This is a genomic window from Pseudomonas orientalis (genome assembly GCF_002934065.1).
GTDB classification, from domain to species: domain Bacteria; phylum Pseudomonadota; class Gammaproteobacteria; order Pseudomonadales; family Pseudomonadaceae; genus Aquipseudomonas; species Aquipseudomonas orientalis_A.
In genome coordinates this window covers 4,218,749-4,239,691 of sequence record NZ_CP018049.1, presented here as the reverse complement: position 1 = coordinate 4,239,691, position 20,943 = coordinate 4,218,749, and the positions used below count along the sequence as shown (strand labels likewise).

Below are 20,943 nucleotides of genomic sequence, written 5' to 3'. Positions count from 1 at the left end.
CCCACATTTACTCTGCGCTGTGTCAGAAAGTCTGCCCGAGGTTCAGGTACACCGCCTTCTGGTTGTCATCATTGAACCCATAGCTGAAATTCAACGGCCCCAGGGGCGTATCAAAGCCGAGGAAAATGCTCGCCGCGTTGATATAGCCGCTGTCGAATTCGTTGTCATTGTTCCATGCCCGGCCGCGTTCCACCGAGGCGCCGAGGTACAGCGGAAAATCCAGCGGCAGGTACGAGCGTGGCGTCAGGCGGCGGTAGTACACCGCGCGCATCAGGCTGATGTTCTGGGCCGAGATCGCGTCCTGGCGAAAGCCTGACAATTGTCGCGCGCCGCCCAGCAGGAAGCTGGACACCACCACATCCGAATCATCCAGGGTGCGTCCGTAGCGGCCACCGAGGATCAGGGTGTCGGGGCCGTGGCTCATGGCTTTGTCCAGCTTGAACTCCCATTGGCGGTAGCGCTGGTCCGAACCCAGTCCGGGCGCGAACTCACGGAAGGCCAGGCCGATGTCTTCGCCGGTGTGCGGAAAGTAGACGTTATCGAAAGAATCGAACGAGTATTTCAACTCATAGAAACCTTCGCTGAAGCTCACGCTCGGCAGGTCGCGGTCGCCGATGCGCACGTCCGCCTTGCCCCAGGCTTCTCCCACGCCGAAGCGGATCTCGCCGCTGTTGCCGATCTGCCGCCCGACGTTCAGGCCGAAACCGTAGCGCTCCAGCCGGTATTCGGAGATGGGGTCGTTGTCCAGGGTCAGCTCGACGTTCTGCGCCTGAGCCCGGATATAGGGCGCGATGAAGTAGCGCGAGCCGGTGTCCATTGGTTGGTAAAACTCGCTGTACAGCTCCTGCCGGTCGCCGATCTGCACCCGCGTCAGCCATTCGGCGCCGAGGTGGTTGATCCCGTTCACCCGGTAACTGGCGCCGAGGTTGAAGGCGCTGTCGCCGCGCATGTCATCCGACAGGTTCAGCCCCAGACGCAGGTAGTCGGTGCCGCTGCGCTTGCCGCGCGCGCTGATGACCAGGGTATTGTCCTTACCCTTTTTCACCACGCGGTATTGCACCTGCTCGAAGTAATCCAGGCCGTACAGCGTGCCCATGTCCGATTGCAGGCGGCCAAGGTTGAGCGGTTCGCCCAATCCTTGGCGAATGTAGTAGCGGATCACGTCGTCGCTGACCTTGGAGTCGTTTTCCACGTCGATTGCGGTAATGATCGGGGTGCGCTCGCCCGGCGTGCGGGCGGCGGTCAGTTGCGGGTCGACAGGCTCGGCGGGGCGCAGGTGCGCCAGGCGCAGGTCAAGGGCGCGAGTGGCGCGGTAGCCGGCGTCGATCATGTCTTTGGCGCGTCCGAAATCGGTCACTCCGTAGGCCGCCAGGGGCGGTTGGATCAACACGTCCCTGGGGTGCAAGGCCTTGAGTTGTTCCTCGGAATTACGCCGGGTCATCAGAGTGATCGACTGGTTGAGCACATCGACCACGGTCGCCAATTGCTTGCGTGAGCGCAACGGCGTGCCGATGTCCACCACGATGGCGATGTCCACGCCCATTTCCCGCGCCACGTCCAGGGGGATGTTGTCGGTCATGCCGCCGTCGACCAGCAGGCGCCCGTCCAGCTCAACCGGAGCGAATACCGCGGGGATCGACATGCTGGCGCGTATCACCTGGGGCAGGTGGCCCTTGCTGAACACGACTTTTTCGCCTGTGGTGATGTCGGTGGCCACGGCGCGGAACGGAATCGGCAGCTTGTCGAAGTTACGTGTGTTGCTGCTGTGGGCGAACATGCTTTCCAGCAGCAGCGCCAGGTTCTGGCCCTGGATCACGCCCAGTGGCAGGCCGAGGCTGCCGTCGTCGCGGAAGCTGAGTTTCTGCTTGACCAGGAAATCGCGGTCATCCTGTTTGCGCCTGAACGGCACGTCTTCCCGGGGCGGTGCGTCGGACAAGGCCTGTTGCCAGTCGATACCGAGGGCGAGCTTTTCCAGCTCGTCGATCTTGTAGCCCGAGGCGTACAACCCGCCAATCACCGCGCCCATGCTGGTGCCGGCAATCGCATCGACCTGGATGCCTTGTTCTTCCAGCGCCTTGAGCACGCCGATATGCGCCAGGCCACGGGCGGCGCCGCCGGACAGCACCAGGCCGATTTTCGGGCGCGGGCTTTCAACGGCGTCGGCGAGAAGGGGAAGCAGGCACAGGAACAGGCAGGACAACAGGCGGCGCATCATCAATCTCGAGGCTGGGCGATAAAGGCCGGTATTATAGCCACTCGATCCGCCCAAGCCGTCACCCAGGAGCCTTTCACGTTATGTCCGCCAGCAGACCCGAGATAGTGATCACCTATTGCACCCAGTGTCAGTGGCTGCTGCGTGCCGCGTGGCTGGCCCAGGAATTGTTGAGTACGTTTGCCGAGGACCTGGGCAGGGTGTCGCTGGAGCCGTCAACCGGCGGCGCGTTTCGTATCACCTGCGACGCTGTACAGATCTGGGAGCGCAAGGCCGATGGCGGTTTTCCGGAAGCCAAGGTGCTCAAGCAGCGTGTGCGCGATCAGATCGACCCGCAGCGCGACCTGGGGCATAACGACCGCACGCAGTGACGTCAGGTCGCCTGCGGCTGCCTGCCCTGGCTCGCGCTGCCCATCAGGCCGGACAGCACTATGGCGACGATGATCAACGCGCCACCCAGCAGCATGCGCAGGGTGGGCGTTTCGGCAAACAGCAGCCAGGCCACCGTGATGCCATAGACCGGTTCCATGGCAAACACCACCGAGGCGGTGCGCGCCTTGATCACGGCCAGGCTGGCGACGAACAGGCTGTGGGCAAGGCCCGTACAGAACACCCCGAGCAGGCCGATCCACAGCCAGTCCAGGGCGCGCACATCCGCCAGCCCCGGCGCCGCCACGGGCAACAGGCAGACCGCGACCACCACGTTCTGGCACAGCGCGGCCTGTACCGCTGGAATGCGTCCGGAGCTGGCGCGGTTGTTCAATGACAACAAGGCGAACAGCAGCCCTGATGCGATGCCCCAGAGCAAGCCGCCCGTGGCTTCGCTGGCCAGGTTGAAGTCCGGGGTCACCAGCACCAGGCCGATGCTGACCAGCGCTACCAGCACCATTTCATTGGCGCGAATCCGCTCGCGGAAGATCAGCCCTTCAAGCACCACCGTAAACGCCGGGAAGGCAGCAAACCCCAGGGTCGCCACCGCCACCCCGGCGACCTTGACGGCGATGAAGAAGGTCACCCAGTGCGCGGCAAGCAGCACGCCGCTGACCAGCAGGCGGCGCCAGTCGCGCATCTGCAGTTGTTTCCACGGCGCATTGCTGGCAAAGCGCGCGAACACCGCCAGGGCAATCACCGCAAACGCGGCACGCCCGAATACGATGATGGCCGGCGAGGCGGCCGCCAGTTTGCCGAACACGCCGGTAAGGCCGAACATCAATGCGCCGATATGCAGGGCGCCGAGGGCTGAGCGGGGAGTCATTGCGATCCTTGAACCAAGGGGTAACAGGGGCGCAGTCTACAACGCCTGCCGGGCAATGCGCTGTCATCAGACTGACGCGCCGCTGTCATGGGCTATTCACCGCCAGGGCGCAAGCTCGCGAAAACAGCGTCGAGGGACTCCCATGACCCGTGCCGAATTCGCCAAGCCCAGCCGCAAGCAACGGGTGCGAACCCTGTGGATTTCCGACGTGCATCTGGGCACTCGGGACTGCCAGGCCGAGCATCTATCGCAGTTTCTCAAGGGTTACCACGCCGACAAGGTGTACCTGGTGGGCGACATTATCGATGGTTGGAAAATGCGTGGCGGCATGTATTGGCCCCAGGCTCACACCAACGTGATCCGTCGCCTGCTGACCATGGCCAAGCGCGGCACCGAGGTGATCTATGTCACCGGTAACCATGACGAGTTTCTAAGGCGCTACTCCAAGCTGATCCTGGGCAATATCCAGTTGGTGGACGAGGCGGTGCACGTGACCGCAGACGGCCGCCATCTGCTGGTGATTCATGGCGATCAGTTCGATGTGATCACACGCTATCACCGCTGGCTCGCCTTCCTTGGCGACTCGGCCTACGAATTCACCCTGACGCTGAACCGCTGGCTCAATCACTGGCGCGCGCGCTATGGCTACGGTTATTGGTCGCTGTCGGCGTACTTGAAGCACAAGGTGAAAACCGCCGTGAGTTTTATCAGCGATTTCGAAGAGGCCATCGCCCACGAGGTGACCAAGCGCGAGTTGCACGGCGTGGTGTGCGGGCATATCCATCATGCCGAGATTCGCAAGGTGGGCGAGGTGGATTACCTGAACTGCGGGGATTGGGTGGAGTCGTGCACGGCGTTGATCGAGCACTGGGATGGGCATATCGAGCTGTATCGGTTGGCGGATGCGCAGGCCAAAGAGGCACTGCTTAAGGCTGAGAGGGTCACAACCTGAAGTCTTGACTGGGTCAAATGTGGGAGGGGGCTTGCCCCCGATAGCGGTGGGTCAGCTAAATATAAGCTGGCTGATCCACTGCCATCGGGGGCAAGCCCCCTCCCACATTTTTAATTCCTGTGTCTTCAGCTTGAGACGTCGGCGATGGCTTGGGCCAGTAGCGTCAGCCGTGTGGCATCAACCCCGGCCACATTGGCCCGGCCCGAACTGACCATGTACACACTGTGCTTCTCCCGCAGTTGCCTGACCTGCTCGGCACTCAAGCCGGTGTAGGAAAACATCCCGCGCTGGGTGCCGATATGCGCAAACCGCTCAGCCAGGCCGTGGGGCGCCAGCGCGTCCACCAGCCCGACGCGCAATTGCGCAATGCGTGAACGCATGGCTTCGACTTCGTCGCTCCACTGCTGTTTGAGCCCGGCATCGCCAAGGATGGTCGCCACCACAGCTGCACCATGATCCGGCGGCGTCGACCACAGGTTGCGCGCCGTATTGGCGAGCTGGCTGCGCACGTCCGTGAGCTTCTCGGCATCCGCCGCACACACGATCAATGCACCCACGCGGTCGCAATACAAACCGAAGTTCTTCGAGCACGAACTGGTGATCAATACTTCCGGCAGCTCGGCGGCAAACAGGCGCACCGCCCAGGCGTCCTGCTCCAGGCCGTCGCCGAAGCCCTGGTAGGCAAAGTCGATCAGCGGCAGTAAATGGCGCTCGCGCACAATCTGCAGCACCTGGCGCCAGTCATCCCGGGACAGGTCGAACCCGGTCGGGTTGTGGCAGCAGGCGTGCAGCAGCACCACATCGCCCTTGGGTACAGTGTTCAGGGTGGCGAGCATCGCCGCCACGTCCAGGCGATTGTCGCTGCTCACGTAAGGGTAATGGCTGACCTTGAGCCCGGCCTTGGCGAAGATGGTTTCGTGGATCGGCCAGGTCGGATTGCTCAGCCAAACGCCACGGCCAGGCAGGCTGTGGGCGATAAAGTCGGCACTCAGGCGCAGGGCGCCGGTGCCTCCTGGTGTCTGGGTGGCGCCGGCACGACGTTCGGCGATCAACGCCGAATCGGCGCCCAGCACCAATTCGCTGATCAGTCTGCCAAACGCTGCGTCGCCGTGACCGCCGATGTAAGTCTTGGTGACCTGGGAATCGACCAGGCGCTGCTCGGCACGTTTTACCGAGTCTGGAATCGGCGTCAGGCCCTGATCGTCCTTGTAGACACCCACGCCCAGATCGAACTTGTTCGGGTTGGCATCCTGGGCATACAGGTCCATGAGCCCGAGGATCGGATCGCCAGGTACGCGGCCAATCGCATCGAAGTGCATTACTTGCGGCCCTCGGCGCTCTTGGCCACTTCATCGGTGCGCGCGGCCATGATGAAGTCGTTGCGGTGCAGGCCCTTGATGGAATGGCTCCACCAGGTCACGGTGACCTTGCCCCATTCGGTGAGCAGGCCAGGGTGATGGCCTTCGGCTTCGGCGATTTCACCCACGGCGTTGGTGAAGGCCAGGGCGAACTTGAAGTTCTTGAACAGGAAAACCTTTTCCAGTTGCATCACGCCGTCGCGCACTTCGATGTTCCAGTCCGGGATCTGTTTGATCAGCACCGGCAGTTCTTCATCGCTGACTTGCGGGGCGTCGGCGCGGCAGGCTTCGCAATGGGCTTGGTTCAAGGTGGTCATGAAGGTGTCCTGAATTCGAATGATTGAAGGTCAGTGGGCGTTACCCTAAAGCAACGCGGGGCCAGGGAACAGACTCACCTGGCCTGAAAATGCACAGCTCAAGCAGCCTTGGGCTTTGGCGGAAATTTCGGTGCGTGCAGGCCCAACTGCTTACCACGCTCGACCATGCCCATGATGTCTTCCTGCGCCACGTCGAACAGGCGCTTGAGCTCGGGCAAAACGAAGTACAACGGCTGCAGGATGTCGATGCGATAGGGCGTGCGCATCGCCTCCAGCGGATCGAACGCCTGGCGTTCAGGCTCATCCGACAGGCAATACACACTTTCCTTGGGCGAAGACAGAATGCCGCCACCGTAGATGCGCAGGCCTTCGGGTGTGTTCACCAGGCCGAACTCGATGGTCATCCAGTACAGGCGCGCCAGGTACACCCGTTGCTCCTTGGTGGCCGCCAGGCCGAGCTTGCCGTAGGTGTGGGTGAATTCGGCAAACCAGGGGTTGGTCAGCAGCGGGCAGTGGCCGAAGATCTCGTGGAAAATATCCGGCTCTTGCAGGTAGTCCAGTTCTTCGCGGGTACGAATAAAGGTTGCCACCGGAAACTGCTTGCTGGCGAGCAACTCGAAGAAGGTCTGGAAGGGGATCAGCGCCGGCACGCGGGCGACTTGCCAGCCGGTAGTATCGGCCAGCACTGTGTTGATCTCGCCCAGCTGCGGGATGCGATCCAGGGGCAGGCCGAGCTTGTCGATGCCATCCAGGTATTCCTGGCAGGCACGGCCCTCGATCACCTTCAACTGGCGCGTGATCAGGGTCTTCCACACCGCATGTTCTTCTGGCGGGTAGTGGATAAAACCTTGCGCATCGGGCTCGCGGGCCACGTAGTGCGTCTGCTTCATACGGCTCTCCTGCTAGGCATTCGTTCTTGTTATGTCCTGCTGTGTGTCTATTGATAACCCGCGCGCGGCGAGTTTTCACCGGGTTCAAAAGTCTATGGGTAAGAAAAGTTACCGCATTTCGTAAACTATTCGTTACGGATGTGTGACTCTTCGCGGCATTGGGCTGGGAAAAGCTTGCGCACTGTCACATAATCTTGACGACTATCTGCGTCCAGCGGCAAAAAGACACGGCGCCTACTCACCTTCGGACCTTTTCATGCGTATCAAAGTGCACTGCCAGAACCGCATCGGCATCCTGCGGGACATCCTCAACCTGCTGGTGGAGTACGGCGTGAACGTCGCCAAGGGCGAGGTTGGCGGCGAGCATGGCAATGCCATCTACCTGTTCTGCCCGAACCTGGTGAACATGCAGTTCCAGGCACTGCGCCCGCAGTTTGAGGCGATCGGCGGGGTGTTTGGCGTGAAGAGGGTAGGGCTGATGCCCAGCGAGCGCCGGCACATGGAGCTCAATGCGCTGCTGGGCGCCCTGGAGTTTCCGGTGCTGTCCATCGACATGGGCGGCTCCATCGTCGCGGCCAACCGGGCGGCGGCGCAGTTGCTGGGTGTGCGTGTGGACGAAGTGCCGGGTATTCCGCTGTCGCGCTACGCCGAGGACTTCGACTTGCCGGAACTGGTGCGGGCGAGCAAGTCGCGGATCAATGGCCTGCGGGTCAAGGTCAAGGGCGATGTGTTCCTGGCCGACATCGCGCCGCTGCAGTCCTCCGAACACGATGACAGCGAAGCCATGGCCGGCGCGGTGTTGACCCTGCACCGCGCCGATCGGGTCGGCGAGCGTATCTACAATGTACGCAAGCAGGAACTGCGCGGCTTCGACAGCATCTTTCAGAGTTCCAGGGTGATGGCTGCCGTGGTTCGCGAAGCCCGGCGCATGGCGCCTTTGGATGCGCCTCTATTAATAGAAGGCGAAACCGGTACCGGCAAGGAATTGCTGGCCCGCGCCTGTCACCTTGCCAGCCCGCGTGGCCAATCGCCATTGATGGCGCTCAACTGCGCGGGCTTGCCGGAGTCGATGGCCGAGACCGAGTTGTTCGGCTACGGCCCCGGTGCATTCGAAGGCGCCCGGGCCGAAGGCAAGCTGGGGCTGTTGGAGCTGACGGCGGGCGGTACGTTGTTTCTCGACGGCGTAGGGGAAATGAGCGCACGCCTGCAGGTCAAATTGCTGCGCTTTTTGCAGGACGGTTGCTTTCGTCGCGTGGGCAGCGATGAAGAGGTGTACCTCGACGTGCGGGTGATCTGCGCGACCCAGGTCGATCTGTCTGAACTGTGCGCGCGCGGCGAATTTCGCCAGGACCTGTATCACCGCTTGAACGTACTTTCGTTGCATATTCCGCCGTTGCGCGAATGCCTTGATGGGCTGGCGCCGTTGGTCGAGCATTTTCTCGATCAAGCCAGCCGGCAGATCGGTTGCCCGTTGCCCAGATTGGCGCCTGCCGCGATGGACAAGCTCAGCCACTATCACTGGCCGGGCAATGTGCGGCAGTTGGAAAATGTGCTGTTCCAGGCGGTGTCGTTGTGCGAAGGCGGGACAGTCAAGGTTGAGCATATTCGCTTGCCCGATTATGGCGTGCGTCAGCCGCTTGGCGATTTTTCGCTGGAGGGTGGGCTGGACGCAATCGTCGGGCGGTTTGAAAAGGCCGTGCTCGAAGCCCTGTACGCCGAGCATCCCAGCAGCCGACAACTGGGCAAACGCCTGGGCGTTTCCCACACCACCATTGCCAACAAACTGCGCGATTACGAAATCCTCAAGACCGACAAATAACCAATGTGGGAGGGGGCTTGCCCCCGATGGCAGTAGGTCAGTTATAGATGAGCTGACTGATACATCGCTATCGGGGGCAAGCCCCCTCCCACAGTGTATCTTCGAAGGTTTGAGCATTTTGTTCGCTTTACTGACTGGCATTAGGGCAAGCCCCCTCCCACATTAATTTGCGCCGTTGCCGTAAGCGGCAGTAGTCCGCCGTTTTTTCGACTATCCCTCCCTCCCTGTTTTCAAACACCTTCGAGCAAACCCCCGCCGCGCCTGGACTTCACCCTCTTTTTAAAAGTTGGTTCGCAAATTGCTTAAGCCTCCTCAGTACAACGGTGGGCGGCAAGCGTCCGTCAGAAAGAGGATAGAGCGTGGACAAGTACCTTTATGTGGCAATGACCGGCGCCAGCCAGAATGCTCTGGCGCAGAAGGCCCATGCCAACAATCTGGCGAACATTTCCACCAATGGTTTCCAGCGCGACCTGGAGCAGGCGCGCTCGATGCCGGTGTTCGGTGACAGCTTTCCGGCGCGGGCCTTTGCCCTGACCGAGCGGCCCGCCACTGACTTCACCCCCGGCGCGATGATCGAAACCGGGCGTGACCTGGACGTGGCCGTCAGCGGCGACGGCTGGATGGCCGTGCAAACCCCGGATGGCGGCGAAGCCTACGTGCGCAGCGCCAGCATGAACGTGGATGCGCTGGGCGTACTGCGGGCCGGCAACGGTATGCCAATCATGGGCAACGGCGGCCCGATTGCCGTGCCGCCGCAGCAGAAAATCGAAGTGGGTTCCGACGGCACCATCAGCATCCGCGCCATGGGCGAGGGGCCACGGGTGATGGCGGAAGTGGACCGCATCAAGATGGTCCAGCCCGACCTCAAGAACATGACCAAAGGCCTGGACGGCACCATCCACACCAAGGATGGCCAGCCGGCCCAGGCCGACGCGAACGTCAAGCTGACCTCGGGCTTCCTGCAGGCGAGCAACGTCAATGCCGTTGAGGAAATGACTGCGGTACTGGCGCTTTCCAAGCAGTTCGAGCTGCACATCAAGATGATGAACAGCGCTAAAGAAGACGACCAGGCCATGACCCGCGTCATGCAGATGAGCTAACAGCCTTAGCCAGCTTTTACATAAACAGTGCAGCACGGCGCCAACAAACAGGCGCACAGAGGAGAACAGCATGCTTCCGGCTCTATGGGTTGCCAAAACAGGTCTGTCCGCCCAGGACACCAACCTGACGACCATTTCCAACAACCTGGCGAACGTGTCGACCACCGGTTTCAAACGTGATCGCGCCGAGTTCCAGGACTTGCTCTATCAGATCAAGCGCCAGCCAGGCGCCCAGTCGACCCAGGACAGCGAATTGCCGTCGGGTCTGCAACTGGGTACCGGTGTGCAGATCGTCGGCACCCAGAAAAACTTCAGCGCCGGTAACCTGCAACAGACCGGTCAGCCGCTGGACATGGCGATCAACGGCCGTGGCTTCTTCCAGATCCTGCAACCGGATGGGACCACGTCCTACACCCGTGACGGTACCTTCCACCTCGACTCCAACGGCCAGATCGTGACCGCCAACGGTTTTGCCCTGGAGCCTGCCGTCGTGGTTCCGGCTGACGCCAAGACGTTCACCGTCGGCAACGACGGTACCGTGTCCATCACCGTGGCCGGCAACCCGGCGTCGCAAGTGATCGGCAACCTGCAAACCGCTGACTTCATCAACCCGGCCGGCCTGCAGGCCATGGGCAACAACCTGTTCCTGGAAACCGCCTCCAGCGGCGCGCCGCAAATCGGCACCCCTGGCCTGAACGGTTTCGGCACCACGCTGCAGAGCACCCTGGAAACCTCCAACGTCAGCACGGTCGAGGAGATGGTCAACATGATCACCACCCAGCGCGCCTACGAGATGAACTCCAAGGTGATCTCCACCGCCGACCAGATGCTTTCGTTCGTTACGCAGAATCTGTAATCAGTCTATGGGGCGCCTTCGAAAGCGCCTGCAACACCGTGAGGTTAGGGTCATGAATCGCTTTGTTTCTGTTCTGGCATTGAGTGGGATCGCCGTACTTGCGGGCTGTGTCGCCCCGTCGCCGAAACCCAATGACCCGTATTACGCGCCGGTGTTGCCGCGCACGCCGTTGCCGGCGGCGGCCAACAATGGCTCGATCTACCAGGCCGGTTTCGAGCAGAACCTGTACAGCGACCGCAAGGCGTTCCGGGTCGGTGACATCATCACCATCACCCTGAACGAGCGCACCCAGGCCAGCAAGAACGCCAACTCGCAGATCGGCAAGACCAGCAAGGCCAGCCTGGGCCTGACGTCGTTGTTCGGCGGCGTGCCCAACACCAATAACCCGCTGGGCAGTGGTGACCTGAGCCTCGACGCCGGTTACAGCGGCGACCGTGCCACCAACGGCAAAAGCGCGGCGGCCCAGGGCAACACGCTGACCGGTTCGATCACCGTGACCGTGGCCGACGTCTTGCCCAACGGCATCATCGCCGTACGCGGTGAAAAGTGGATGACCCTCAACACGGGCGATGAGCTGGTGCGCATTGCCGGCATGGTGCGCGCCGATGACATTGCCACCGACAACACCGTACCGTCGACGCGGATTGCCGATGCGCGCATTACCTACTCGGGCACGGGTTCGTTTGCCGATGCAAGCCAGCCGGGCTGGTTCGACCGTTTCTTCCTTAGCCCGTTGTTCCCTTTCTAGGTGGCCATCTTGAACTTCAAACACCTGCTGGTGGCGGCATTACTGCTTTGCGTGAGCGCCGTCGCCCAGGCCGAACGCCTGAAGGACATCGCCAGCATTTCCGGCGTGCGCTCCAACCAGTTGATCGGCTACGGGTTGGTGGTTGGTCTCAGTGGTACGGGTGACCAGACCACCCAGACCCCGTTCACCCTGCAGACTTTCAACAACATGCTGTCGCAGTTCGGCATCAAGGTGCCTGCGGGGTCGGGCAACGTGCAGCTGAAAAACGTCGCGGCGGTGTCGATCAGCGCCGACTTGCCGGCGTTTTCCAAGCCGGGGCAGGTGGTGGACATCACTGTTTCGTCCATCGGTAACTCCAAAAGCCTGCGTGGCGGTACCTTGCTGATGACGCCCCTCAAGGGTATCGACGGCAACGTCTACGCCATCGCCCAGGGCAACCTGGTGGTGGGCGGGTTCGACGCCGAAGGCCGCGACGGTTCGAAGATCACCGTCAACGTGCCGTCGGCCGGTCGCATCCCCGGTGGCGCCACGGTTGAACGCACCGTGCCGAGCGGGTTCAACCAGGGCAACAGCCTGACCCTGAACCTCAACCGTTCCGACTTCACCACCGCCAAGCGCGTGGTCGACAAGATCAACGACATGCTCGGCCCTGGCGTGGCCCAGGCCATCGATGGCGGTTCGGTGCGCGTGACCGCGCCCCTGGACCCAAGCCAGCGCGTGGACTACCTGTCGATCCTGGAAAACCTGGAGGTGGACCCCGGCCAGGCGGTGGCCAAGGTCATTATCAACTCGCGCACCGGCACCATCGTGATCGGCCAGAACGTCAAGGTCTCGCCTGCGGCGGTGACCCACGGCAGCCTGACCGTGACCATTACCGAAGACCCGATCGTCAGCCAGCCCGGGCCATTGTCCAATGGCCAGACTGCCGTGGTCCCACGTTCGCGGGTCAATGCCCAGCAGGAAGCCAAGCCGATGTTCAAGTTCGGCCCCGGTACCACCCTGGACGAGATTGTCCGCGCGGTGAACCAGGTGGGCGCCGCCCCCGGCGACTTGATGGCGATCCTCGAAGCCCTGAAACAGGCCGGCGCCCTGCAAGCCGACCTGATCGTGATCTGAGGCCATGGTCATGGATATGCGCAAGAGCGGTCTTACCAGCACGGCGGACTCGGGGTCCTACTCCGACCTGAACCGGCTTAACCAGCTCAAGGTCGGCGACGACAAGAACAGCGACGGCAACATGCGCAAAGTTGCGCAGGAGTTCGAGTCGTTGTTCTTGAGCGAGATGCTCAAATCCATGCGTTCGGCCACCGAAGTCCTGGGCAAGGACAACCCGATGAACACGCCGGCAGCCAAGCAGTACCAGGAGATGTACGACCAGCAACTGGCGGTATCGATGTCCCGCGAAGGCGGCGGTATCGGCCTGGCCGACGTACTGATGCGCCAGATGCAAAAGAACAAACCGGTGGACGCCCAGGCGGCCACCTTGCAGGGCCCCGCCGCGGTTGAAGCGGTGAAGAAGGTCGAGGTGCCGACCGAAATTGCCGCCGGTACCCAGGCCGAGGGGCCGCTGGGGCGCTCCAATGGGCAGCGTCCGTTGTGGGCTTACCGCGTCGCCGAGCCACAGCCCGGTGCCGTTGCGTCCCACAGCAACGATATGGAGCTGATGAATCAGCGCCGTATCGCCTTGCCGAGCAAACTGACCGACCGCCTGCTCGCAGGTATCGTGCCGAGCACCCAGGTCGAAGCCAAAGTCGCGCCACTGCGCAACAGTGCCGCCGATGACAACGTGATCAACAGCAGCGCGCGCAGCGTTGCCGTACCGAGCGGCAAGATGCAGGTCTACGGCCGCGCCATTGCCCAGCCACCGCTGGCACCGGCGAAGAAGGCCTTCAGCTCGCAGGATGAGTTCGTCGCCACCATGCTGCCGATGGCCAAGGCCGCCGCCGCGCGGATCGGTATCGATCCTAAGTACCTGGTGGCCCAGGCCGCCCTGGAAACCGGTTGGGGCAAATCGGTGATGCGCGCCGAAGACGGCAGCAGCAGCCACAACCTGTTCGGCATCAAGGCCGGCCAGAGCTGGCAGGGCGGTCAGGCCCGCGCGATCACCAGCGAGTTTCGCGACGGCGCGATGGTCAAGGAGACGGCGCAGTTCCGCTCCTACAGCTCCTATCAGGACAGCTTCCATGACCTCGTGACCCTGCTGCAAAGCAATGATCGCTATAAAGAAGTTGTGAAATCAGCCGATAACCCGGAACAGTTTGTACGCGAGTTGCAAAAAGCCGGTTATGCAACCGATCCGGCCTACGCCAGCAAGATTTCGCAGATCGCCAGAAACATGAACAGTTACCAGAATTACGCTGCCGCTGGCGCAACCACACATTTATAAGGTCTGAACCATGAGTTTGCTCAGTATCGGGATGTCAGGGCTCAATGCCGCTCAAGGATCGCTGTCGGTCTTGAGTAATAACATTGCCAACGCCAACACCTCGGGTTATTCGCGTCAGCAGACCACGCAGAATGCCAATGCCAACAACCCCTACGGCGGCGTGTACATCGGCAGCGGCACCACCCTAGCGGATGTGCGTCGGGTGTATAACGAGTTCCTCGATGCGGCCTACCAGAACAGCACGGCGCTGAGCAACGATGCCAAGGCGTATGCCAGCCAGGCCAGCGCCATCGACAAGACCCTGTCGGACAAGACCACCGGCATGTCGTCGGTGCTCAGTGCGTTCTTCGCCGCTGTGCAGACCTCGGCGGCCAACCCCAGCGATGTGTCCGCCCGGCAAGTGCTGCTGACCAGTGCCCAGACCTTGAGCAATCGTTTCAACTCGATCGCCGGCCAGTTGAACGAGCAGAAACAGTCGATCAACGGTCAACTCGGCACCATGAGTGATCAAGTCAACCAGTTGACGACCTCTATTGCCTCGCTGAACAAGCAGATCACCCTGGCCCAGGGCTCCGCCAGCAGCGCCCCGGCCAACTTGCTGGATGCGCGCAACGAAGCGGTGCGTTCGCTCAATGAACTGGTCGGCGTGACCACCAGTGAAAAAAACGGCGTGTTCAGCGTCAGCACCGGCACCGGCCAATCCCTGGTGCTGGGCGATCAGTCCAATACGATTTCGGCGGTCTCGAGCAACAGCGACCCAAGCCAGTACACCATCGTGCTCAATGCCGGCGGTGGTACGGCGATCGACCTGGGCAATGTGCTCAGCGGCGGCAGCATCGGCGGCCTGCTGCGTTATCGCAGTGACGCGCTGATGCCGGCCATCAATGACCTGGGGCGCATCGCCCTGGCCACTGCCGACACCGTCAACAGCCAACTGGGCCAGGGCCTGGACCTTAACGGCGACTTCGGTTCGTCACTGTTCAAGGACATCAACAGCGCGGCCGCCATCGCCCAGCGCAGTCAGGGCGCGATGGGCAACAGCAGCGGCTCGGGCAACTTGAACGTGAGCATCAGCGACACCAGCAAGCTGTCGACCTACGACTACAAAGTAACTTTCACCAGCGGCAACAACTACAACGTCGTGCGTTCCGACGGCAAGGCCATGGGCGCGTTCGATACCAATACCGCGCCGCCGCCGGTAATTGACGGTTTCACGCTGGCGCTTGATGGCAAGGGGCCGATAGCGGCGGGCGACAGTTTCAAAGTCAGCCCTACGGCCAGTGGCGCGGCAAACATCGGCACCGCTTTGACCGATGCCAATAAAATTGCGTTCGCCGGGCCGTTGCTGGGCGAGGGCAGCAAGACTAATCAGGGCACCGGCAGCTTTACTCCGCCGACTCTGACCCTGCCGATCAATATTCATGGCGGCGCCGACACTGCGCAACTGCGTACCGGCATCGAACACTCGATGCCGGTGAAGATGGTCTTCGGCAAGCCTGCGGCTGACGGCACCCAGGGCTACACACTCAATGACGCCCAGGGTAATCCGATCGGAACCGGCACCATCGTTCCCGGCCAAAGCAATAAAATCACCGTCGATGTACCGATGCGCGATGCCAACGGCGCACTGCTGGTGCCGGCCAAGAGCTTCAAGTTCGATACCACGGTCGGCGGTTTGCCTGCCAACGGTGACAGCACCACGTTTTCCTTCAATGCCTCGGGCAAATCGGATAACCGTAACGCCCAGGCGCTGCTCGACTTGCAGACCAAGGCGACGGTTGGCATGTCCGATGGCAGTGGCGGCGGTGTAAGCCTGGTGACGGCGAACAGTCGGCTGGTCTCGACTGTCGGCGCCAAGGCCGCTTCGGCCAATACCGACACCACCGCCACCGGTGCCTTGCTCAAGGCCAACCAGGATGCGCGCAACTCGGTGTCCCAGGTCAACCTGGATGAAGAGGCGGGCGATATGATCAAGTTCCAGCAGTACTACACCGCCTCGTCGCAGATCATCAAGGCTGCGCAAGAAACCTTCAGCACACTGATCAATAGTCTTTAAAGGAGTCTGGGACGATGCGTATTTCCACTGCTCAATATTTCGAAACCAGCTCGGCCAAGTATTCGGATAACTATTCCAGTGTGGTGAAGGCCCAGGAGCAGGCGTCCACCGGCGTGCGCGTGCAGACCGCTTCCGATGACCCGGTCGCTGCGGCGCGTTTGCTGATGCTGCAACAGCAGAAAGACATGCTCAGTCAGTTCAACGGCAACATCACCAGCCTGAAGAACTCCCTGACCAACGAAGAAAGCGTCTTGGGTTCGATCAATGATGCGCTGCAAAAAGCCAGCGAGCTTGCCCTGCGCGCCGGCGGCTCGCTCAGCGATGCGGATCGCAAATCGATTGCCGGCGAGATTGGCGCCATCGAGGACCAGGTGCTGGGCTTGCTCAACAGCAAGGATTCGTCGGGAAATTATCTGTTTTCCGGTTCCAAGACTTCGACCCCGCCCTACAGTCGCAACAGCGACGGCACCTACAATTATCAGGGCGACGAAACGCCCCTGAGCCTGCAGGTTTCCGACACGCTCAAAGTCAATGCCGGTGATACCGGCAAGAGCATCATGGGCGGCGCCATCAACTCGGGCCGCACCCAGGCGACCTGGATCCCGCCTGCCGTGGTACCGCCGGCGACAGCACCGGTGCCTAACGACAATAAAGTGGCGTTGTCGGCTGGCCTGGTGACGTCGGAAACCGACTACACCAATAAATTCGCGGATGGCCAGCCTTACCAGCTGACGTTTACCAGCAGTACGCAGTTCAAGGTGTCCGACCGAAACGGCAATGACATCACCTCCGAAATTGCCGGCAACGGCAGCTTCGACGCCACCAAGGAGGAGGGCTCCACGGTGAGCCTGCGCGGGGTGAATTTCGATATTACCTTCAACCTCAAAGACGTCGCTACCGGGCCGGATTCCGATGCACTGGTCAAAGACCGCTCGTTCAGCCTGGGCGCCAAGCCGGACAGTTTCAGTGTCTCGCGTACGCCCAGCAACGCCTCTACCGCGCAATTGACCAACGCCAGCGTAATTAACCAGGCGGCCTATGCCAGTACCTTCCCGGCCAACAGCGGGGCGGTGATCAAGTTCACCAGCGCCACGGCCTATGACGTGTATGCCCAGCCCTATACCGCAGACAGCAAGGCGATTGCCACCGGTGACACTGGCGGCGCTGCCACTGTCACCGCCGCCGGGGTGAAGTTTGATGTCAGCGGCACGCCGCAGGCGGGTGATCAGTTCGCGGTGTCGGCCAGCACCCAGAAGACCCAGAACGCGCTGGATACCTTGAGCCAGCTGCGCCAGGCTCTGGAACAACCGGCAGACGGCAACCCGGCAGCGATGCTCAAGCTGCGGGACGCGCTGGATGCCTCCATCAGTAACTTTGCCAACACCCGCACCCAGATCGACGGTGTGCGCGGTTCCATTGGTGCGCGTCAGAATGCTCTGGATATCCAGACCAGTGAAAACACCAGTATCGGTCTGGCCAACACCAGCACCATGAGCGACCTGGGCAATATCGACACGGCGCAAGCGGCGATCAACCTGACGTTGCAGCAGACCATGCTGCAGGCTTCGCAACTGGCCTTCGTGAAAATTTCCCAATTGAGCCTGTTCAACAAGATGTAAGTGCGCAACAGAGCAGCTCGACGGCCCAGCCTGGAAACAGGTTGGGCCGTTGTCGTTTATGGGGTTAATTGTTTGAAGGTTTTGCATAAACCACACAAAATTGAGTGACCTGTGAGTCATAAAGCGCATCTTCACTGTATCGTGTGAAAAGGATGAGTCGTCACAGGATCCTTGCGGGACGGCTTTCAGCGAATTTTTATGGGGTTATCCCCTTTATTGTCAGCACTCCGGGCATAGGCCCTGGGGTGTTCTCCAGCTATTTAGTATTGGGAAGCCACAATGATTGGCATAAAAAGCATCGCCAGTTACGTGCCGGCGGACGGTATCGATAACTACGCCCAGGGTGCCAAATTCGCCAAGGATGAAGAATTCATCATCGGCAAGATCGGGTCGGCGTTCCTGCCGCGCAAGGAAGCCGCGCAGGAAACCTCAGACCTGTGTGTAGAAGCGGTCAACGCGTTGTTTGCCAGCAACCCGGACTTGACGCGCGAGTCCATCGACGCGGTAATTGTCGTCACCCAGAACGGCGACGAAGAAGGGCTGCCCCACACCGCCGCCATCGTCCAGGACAAACTGGGCCTGCCGACCCATGTGGCCGCCTTCGATATTTCCCTGGGTTGTTCCGGCTATGTGTATGGCATCTACGCGATGAAGGGCTTCATGGAAGCCACCGGCCTGAAAAACGGCCTGCTGATCACCGCCGACCCGTACTCGAAAATCGTCGACCCGGAAGATCGCAACACCACCATGCTGTTCGGCGATGCCGCCACCGCCACCTGGATGGGCGAAGACGCGCCGTGGTTGCTCGGCAAATCCAAGTTCGGCACCGACGGCTCCGGCGCGCCGCACCTTAAGGTCAGCGACGGCGTGTTCTTCATGAACGGCCGCCAGGTGTTCAACTTTGCCTTGCTCAAGGTGCCGGCGCATTTGCACGAGCTGCTCGACGAGTCGGATCTCAAGGCCGATGACATCGATGCATTCTGCATTCACCAGGGCAGTGCGGCCATCGTTGACGCCGTGGCGCGCCGTTTTGAAGATGCGCCGGTGGACAAGTTCATCAAGGACATGGTCGAGACCGGCAATACCGTGTCGTCGAGCATTCCGTTGCTGCTGGAAAAGCACGTGATGGATGCCACCTGGAAGCGCGTGGCGATCAGTGGATTTGGCGTGGGCCTATCCTGGGGCTCGGCGATTCTGTATCGCCCATGAGCCGTTGAGGGTCGTATAAAAAAACGCCGATGATCGAAAGATCATCGGCGTTTTTTATTTGGCGCCAGAAAAGCCAATGAAACCGGGGTTTTCAGTCTCGCTAACTGCTTGAATTGCAAGGGCTGGCACAGGGCTAGTAAAAAAAATCAAAATAACCCTCAAGCAACCGGCTACCACGACGATAACTATTACGTAGGTTCTCAGGCCACACCCGGCGGTTGCCAGGGCCGGAAGCCGCAGTATCCATCCATCGAGGATTTCGTCATGGCTTTAACAGTAAACACCAACATTGCTTCCATCACTACCCAGAACGGCCTTGGCAAAGCGGCCAACTCGCTGCAAACCTCCATGCAGCGTCTGTCCACTGGCCTGAGCATCAACAGCGCTAAAGACAACGCCTCGGGCCTGCAGATCTCCAACCGTCTGACCAGCCAGATCAACGGCCTGGGTCAAGCTGTAAAGAACGCCAACGATGGTATCTCCATCGCGCAAACCGCTGAAGGCGCAATGCAGGCTTCGACCGACATTCTGCAAAAAATGCGTACCCTGGCTCTGTCATCGGCTACCGGCTCCCTGAGCGACGCCGACCGTACTTCCAACCAGGAAGAATACCAGGCGCTGACTTCGGAACTGACCCGTATCTCGCAAACCACTACGTTCGGTGGCCAGAAGCTGCTCGACGGTTCGTACGGTACCAAAGCCATCCAGGTTGGTGCCAACGCCAACGAAACCATCAACCTGTCCCTGGACAACGTTGCTGCCAACAACATCGGGTCGCAGCAGATCAAAAGCGTCGGCGTTGCACCTAGCACCACAGGGGTTGCCGGTGGTGCTATCGGTATCACCGGTAATGGCCAGACCGCTTCTGTTACCGTAGCAGCAGGCGCATCGGCTAAAACCATCGCCAGCCAACTGAACGGCGCTGTAGGTGGCCTGAGCGCTTCCGCCAGCACTGAAGCTCAATTCAGCGTGGGTGCTGCCGCCAAGACCGCGCCTGCTACCTTCACCATGACTGTTGGCGGCCAAGCCACCACGTTCACCGGTGTTACCGATACCGCCAGCCTGGCTGACCAGCTGAAATCCAACTCCGCTAAACTGGGTATCAGCGTCAACTATGACGAATCCAAAGGCACCCTGTCGGTCAAGTCCGACTCCGGTGAGAACCTGAACTTCAGCGCCTCCACTGACGCCGGTTCGATCACTGTTGCTACCAAAGACGGTAAGGGTGCCTTCGGTACCGGCGTCGCTCTGGCCGACGGCCTGATCGCTACCGGTGCGGTGAACCTGGACTCGTCCAAAGGCTACGCCCTGAACGGCGCCGGTGTAACCGGTCTGTTCGCCGCAGCAGGTACTGCCGCAGCTTCCGCCAAGACCACGGTTGCACAGACCGACGTCAGCAGCGCTTTCAACGCACAATCGGCCATCGCGGTACTGGACAAGGCTATCGGCGGCATCGACAGCACACGTTCGGGCCTGGGTGCTGTTCAGAACCGTCTGACTACTACCGTGGACAACCTGACCAACATTCAGAAAAACTCCACCGCTGCACGTTCCACCGTTCAAGACACCGACTTCGCTGCTGAAACAGCTGAGTTGACCAAGCAACAAACCCTGCAGTCGGCTGCTACCGCGATCCTGTCGCAGGCCAACCAACTGCCATCCGCTGTACTGAAGCTGCTTCAGTAATAGCGTCGCTTGGTAACTGACGGAAGGGCGCGTTTACGTGCCCTTTCGTCTTTTTCGGTTGTTGTAGAGGAGATTGGACATGGACATGAGTGTAAAGCTGGCCTCGTCTTATCCACCGGTAGCCCCTCAAGGCCCGGCCACTGCGGTGGTTGCGGACAAAGACAACGCCAAGGTCGAGGCGATCGCGCCGGCCGCCGGTGAGCCGAAGCGGGCTGACCTGGAAAAGGCAGTCACCGATATTCGAGAATTCGTACAAGCGGCCCAGCGCAAACTGGATTTTTCCATTGATGATTCCACCCATCGGGTCGTGGTCAAGGTCATCGCCACTGAAAGTGGCGAGGTGATCCGCCAGATTCCGTCGGAAACGGCCTTGAAGCTTGCACAGAACCTGGCCACCGCCAGTCATGTGCTGTTCGATGAAAAGGTCTGAACTGGCATGAAACTTGTTGCGTTGCTTTCTTGAAGTGCGGTTCGTCAAGA

General features: G+C 60.8%; 18 protein-coding genes. 13 read left to right on the top strand and 5 right to left on the bottom strand.

Annotated features, from left to right (window positions below):
* Positions 1–22: 22 nt before the first annotated feature.
* Positions 23–2,212 carry a patatin-like phospholipase family protein gene (locus BOP93_RS18955; protein WP_104504188.1) on the bottom strand — a complete coding sequence of 730 codons (2,190 nt, stop codon included), beginning with the start codon at positions 2,210–2,212 and terminating at the stop codon, positions 23–25.
* A gap of 83 nt (positions 2,213–2,295) precedes the next feature.
* Here BOP93_RS18955 and BOP93_RS18950 point away from each other — a divergent pair, with 83 nt between their 5' ends.
* Positions 2,296–2,583 carry a SelT/SelW/SelH family protein gene (locus BOP93_RS18950; RefSeq protein WP_104504186.1) on the top strand — a complete coding sequence of 96 codons (288 nt, stop codon included), beginning with the start codon at positions 2,296–2,298 and terminating at the stop codon, positions 2,581–2,583.
* 2 nt (positions 2,584–2,585) lie between these two features.
* Here the strand turns inward: BOP93_RS18950 and BOP93_RS18945 are convergent, their stop codons facing one another.
* Positions 2,586–3,467 carry a DMT family transporter gene (locus tag BOP93_RS18945; RefSeq protein WP_104504184.1) on the bottom strand — a complete coding sequence of 294 codons (882 nt, stop codon included), beginning with the start codon at positions 3,465–3,467 and terminating at the stop codon, positions 2,586–2,588.
* Between the two features lie 142 nt (positions 3,468–3,609).
* On the opposite strand from BOP93_RS18945, the gene BOP93_RS18940 reads away from it, so the two are divergent.
* Positions 3,610–4,419: a UDP-2,3-diacylglucosamine diphosphatase gene (locus tag BOP93_RS18940; protein WP_104504181.1), complete on the top strand. Its 810-nt coding sequence runs from the start codon at positions 3,610–3,612 to the stop codon at positions 4,417–4,419.
* Between the two features lie 125 nt (positions 4,420–4,544).
* On the opposite strand, the gene BOP93_RS18935 is transcribed toward BOP93_RS18940, so the two are convergent.
* From BOP93_RS18935 to phhA, 3 genes are all read right to left on the bottom strand, one after another.
* On the bottom strand, positions 4,545–5,738 hold the full coding sequence (locus tag BOP93_RS18935) for an amino acid aminotransferase (protein WP_104504179.1): 1,194 nt from the start codon (positions 5,736–5,738) through the stop codon (positions 4,545–4,547).
* On the bottom strand, positions 5,738–6,094 hold the full coding sequence (locus BOP93_RS18930) for a 4a-hydroxytetrahydrobiopterin dehydratase (RefSeq protein WP_104504177.1): 357 nt from the start codon (positions 6,092–6,094) through the stop codon (positions 5,738–5,740). The genes BOP93_RS18935 and BOP93_RS18930 overlap by 1 nt, the downstream gene beginning before the upstream one ends.
* Before the next feature lie 98 nt (positions 6,095–6,192).
* Positions 6,193–6,984 carry a phenylalanine 4-monooxygenase gene (gene phhA, locus BOP93_RS18925; protein ID WP_104504174.1) on the bottom strand — a complete coding sequence of 264 codons (792 nt, stop codon included), beginning with the start codon at positions 6,982–6,984 and terminating at the stop codon, positions 6,193–6,195.
* A 256-nt stretch (positions 6,985–7,240) separates the two neighbouring features.
* Between phhA and BOP93_RS18920 the strand changes: the two genes are divergently transcribed.
* From BOP93_RS18920 to BOP93_RS18870, 11 genes are all read left to right on the top strand, one after another.
* Positions 7,241–8,803 (top strand): sigma-54-dependent transcriptional regulator, encoded by a 1,563-nt coding sequence (locus BOP93_RS18920; RefSeq protein ID WP_104504172.1) that lies wholly within the window; start codon positions 7,241–7,243, stop codon positions 8,801–8,803.
* A gap of 359 nt (positions 8,804–9,162) precedes the next feature.
* Complete coding sequence (locus BOP93_RS18915; protein WP_057721327.1) at positions 9,163–9,903, top strand: flagellar basal body rod protein FlgF; 741 nt, start codon at positions 9,163–9,165, stop codon at positions 9,901–9,903.
* Positions 9,904–9,973: 70 nt separating this feature from the next.
* Positions 9,974–10,759 (top strand): flagellar basal-body rod protein FlgG, encoded by a 786-nt coding sequence (gene flgG, locus BOP93_RS18910; RefSeq protein WP_057721328.1) that lies wholly within the window; start codon positions 9,974–9,976, stop codon positions 10,757–10,759.
* Between the two features lie 52 nt (positions 10,760–10,811).
* Positions 10,812–11,507, top strand: coding sequence for a flagellar basal body L-ring protein FlgH (gene flgH / locus BOP93_RS18905; RefSeq protein ID WP_057721329.1), 696 nt, complete (start codon positions 10,812–10,814; stop codon positions 11,505–11,507).
* 6 nt (positions 11,508–11,513) lie between these two features.
* On the top strand, positions 11,514–12,623 hold the full coding sequence (locus BOP93_RS18900) for a flagellar basal body P-ring protein FlgI (RefSeq protein ID WP_420220240.1): 1,110 nt from the start codon (positions 11,514–11,516) through the stop codon (positions 12,621–12,623).
* Between the two features lie 4 nt (positions 12,624–12,627).
* Complete coding sequence (gene flgJ / locus BOP93_RS18895; RefSeq protein ID WP_104504168.1) at positions 12,628–13,893, top strand: flagellar assembly peptidoglycan hydrolase FlgJ; 1,266 nt, start codon at positions 12,628–12,630, stop codon at positions 13,891–13,893.
* 10 nt (positions 13,894–13,903) lie between these two features.
* Entirely contained in the window at positions 13,904–15,949 is a 2,046-nt protein-coding gene (gene flgK / locus BOP93_RS18890) for a flagellar hook-associated protein FlgK (RefSeq protein WP_104504166.1), read from the top strand.
* 14 nt (positions 15,950–15,963) lie between these two features.
* Positions 15,964–17,568: a flagellar hook-associated protein 3 gene (locus BOP93_RS18885; RefSeq protein WP_104504164.1), complete on the top strand. Its 1,605-nt coding sequence runs from the start codon at positions 15,964–15,966 to the stop codon at positions 17,566–17,568.
* Between the two features lie 279 nt (positions 17,569–17,847).
* Positions 17,848–18,777 carry a ketoacyl-ACP synthase III gene (locus BOP93_RS18880; RefSeq protein ID WP_104504162.1) on the top strand — a complete coding sequence of 310 codons (930 nt, stop codon included), beginning with the start codon at positions 17,848–17,850 and terminating at the stop codon, positions 18,775–18,777.
* Between the two features lie 264 nt (positions 18,778–19,041).
* Positions 19,042–20,463, top strand: a complete 1,422-nt coding sequence (locus BOP93_RS18875) for a flagellin (RefSeq protein ID WP_104504160.1) — start codon at positions 19,042–19,044, stop codon at positions 20,461–20,463.
* Positions 20,464–20,542: 79 nt separating this feature from the next.
* A complete protein-coding gene (locus tag BOP93_RS18870; protein WP_104504158.1) occupies positions 20,543–20,893 on the top strand; it encodes a flagellar protein FlaG in 351 nt (116 codons plus the stop codon).
* Positions 20,894–20,943 lie beyond the last annotated feature (50 nt).

What these genes read in the sequence shown, in the direction of transcription:
- BOP93_RS18955 (WP_104504188.1), bottom strand. Translation starts at nt 2,212, where the DNA reads ATGCGCCGCCTGTTGTCCTGCCTGTTCCTGTGCCTGCTTCCCCTTCTC.
- BOP93_RS18950 (WP_104504186.1), top strand. Translation starts at nt 2,296, where the DNA reads ATGTCCGCCAGCAGACCCGAGATAGTGATCACCTATTGCACCCAGTGT.
- BOP93_RS18945 (WP_104504184.1), bottom strand. Translation starts at nt 3,467, where the DNA reads ATGACTCCCCGCTCAGCCCTCGGCGCCCTGCATATCGGCGCATTGATG.
- BOP93_RS18940 (WP_104504181.1), top strand. Translation starts at nt 3,610, where the DNA reads ATGACCCGTGCCGAATTCGCCAAGCCCAGCCGCAAGCAACGGGTGCGA.
- BOP93_RS18935 (WP_104504179.1), bottom strand. Translation starts at nt 5,738, where the DNA reads ATGCACTTCGATGCGATTGGCCGCGTACCTGGCGATCCGATCCTCGGG.
- BOP93_RS18930 (WP_104504177.1), bottom strand. Translation starts at nt 6,094, where the DNA reads ATGACCACCTTGAACCAAGCCCATTGCGAAGCCTGCCGCGCCGACGCC.
- phhA (WP_104504174.1), bottom strand. Translation starts at nt 6,984, where the DNA reads ATGAAGCAGACGCACTACGTGGCCCGCGAGCCCGATGCGCAAGGTTTT.
- BOP93_RS18920 (WP_104504172.1), top strand. Translation starts at nt 7,241, where the DNA reads ATGCGTATCAAAGTGCACTGCCAGAACCGCATCGGCATCCTGCGGGAC.
- flgG (WP_057721328.1), top strand. Translation starts at nt 9,974, where the DNA reads ATGCTTCCGGCTCTATGGGTTGCCAAAACAGGTCTGTCCGCCCAGGAC.
- flgH (WP_057721329.1), top strand. Translation starts at nt 10,812, where the DNA reads ATGAATCGCTTTGTTTCTGTTCTGGCATTGAGTGGGATCGCCGTACTT.
- flgJ (WP_104504168.1), top strand. Translation starts at nt 12,628, where the DNA reads ATGGTCATGGATATGCGCAAGAGCGGTCTTACCAGCACGGCGGACTCG.
- flgK (WP_104504166.1), top strand. Translation starts at nt 13,904, where the DNA reads ATGAGTTTGCTCAGTATCGGGATGTCAGGGCTCAATGCCGCTCAAGGA.
- BOP93_RS18885 (WP_104504164.1), top strand. Translation starts at nt 15,964, where the DNA reads ATGCGTATTTCCACTGCTCAATATTTCGAAACCAGCTCGGCCAAGTAT.
- BOP93_RS18880 (WP_104504162.1), top strand. Translation starts at nt 17,848, where the DNA reads ATGATTGGCATAAAAAGCATCGCCAGTTACGTGCCGGCGGACGGTATC.
- BOP93_RS18875 (WP_104504160.1), top strand. Translation starts at nt 19,042, where the DNA reads ATGGCTTTAACAGTAAACACCAACATTGCTTCCATCACTACCCAGAAC.
- BOP93_RS18870 (WP_104504158.1), top strand. Translation starts at nt 20,543, where the DNA reads ATGGACATGAGTGTAAAGCTGGCCTCGTCTTATCCACCGGTAGCCCCT.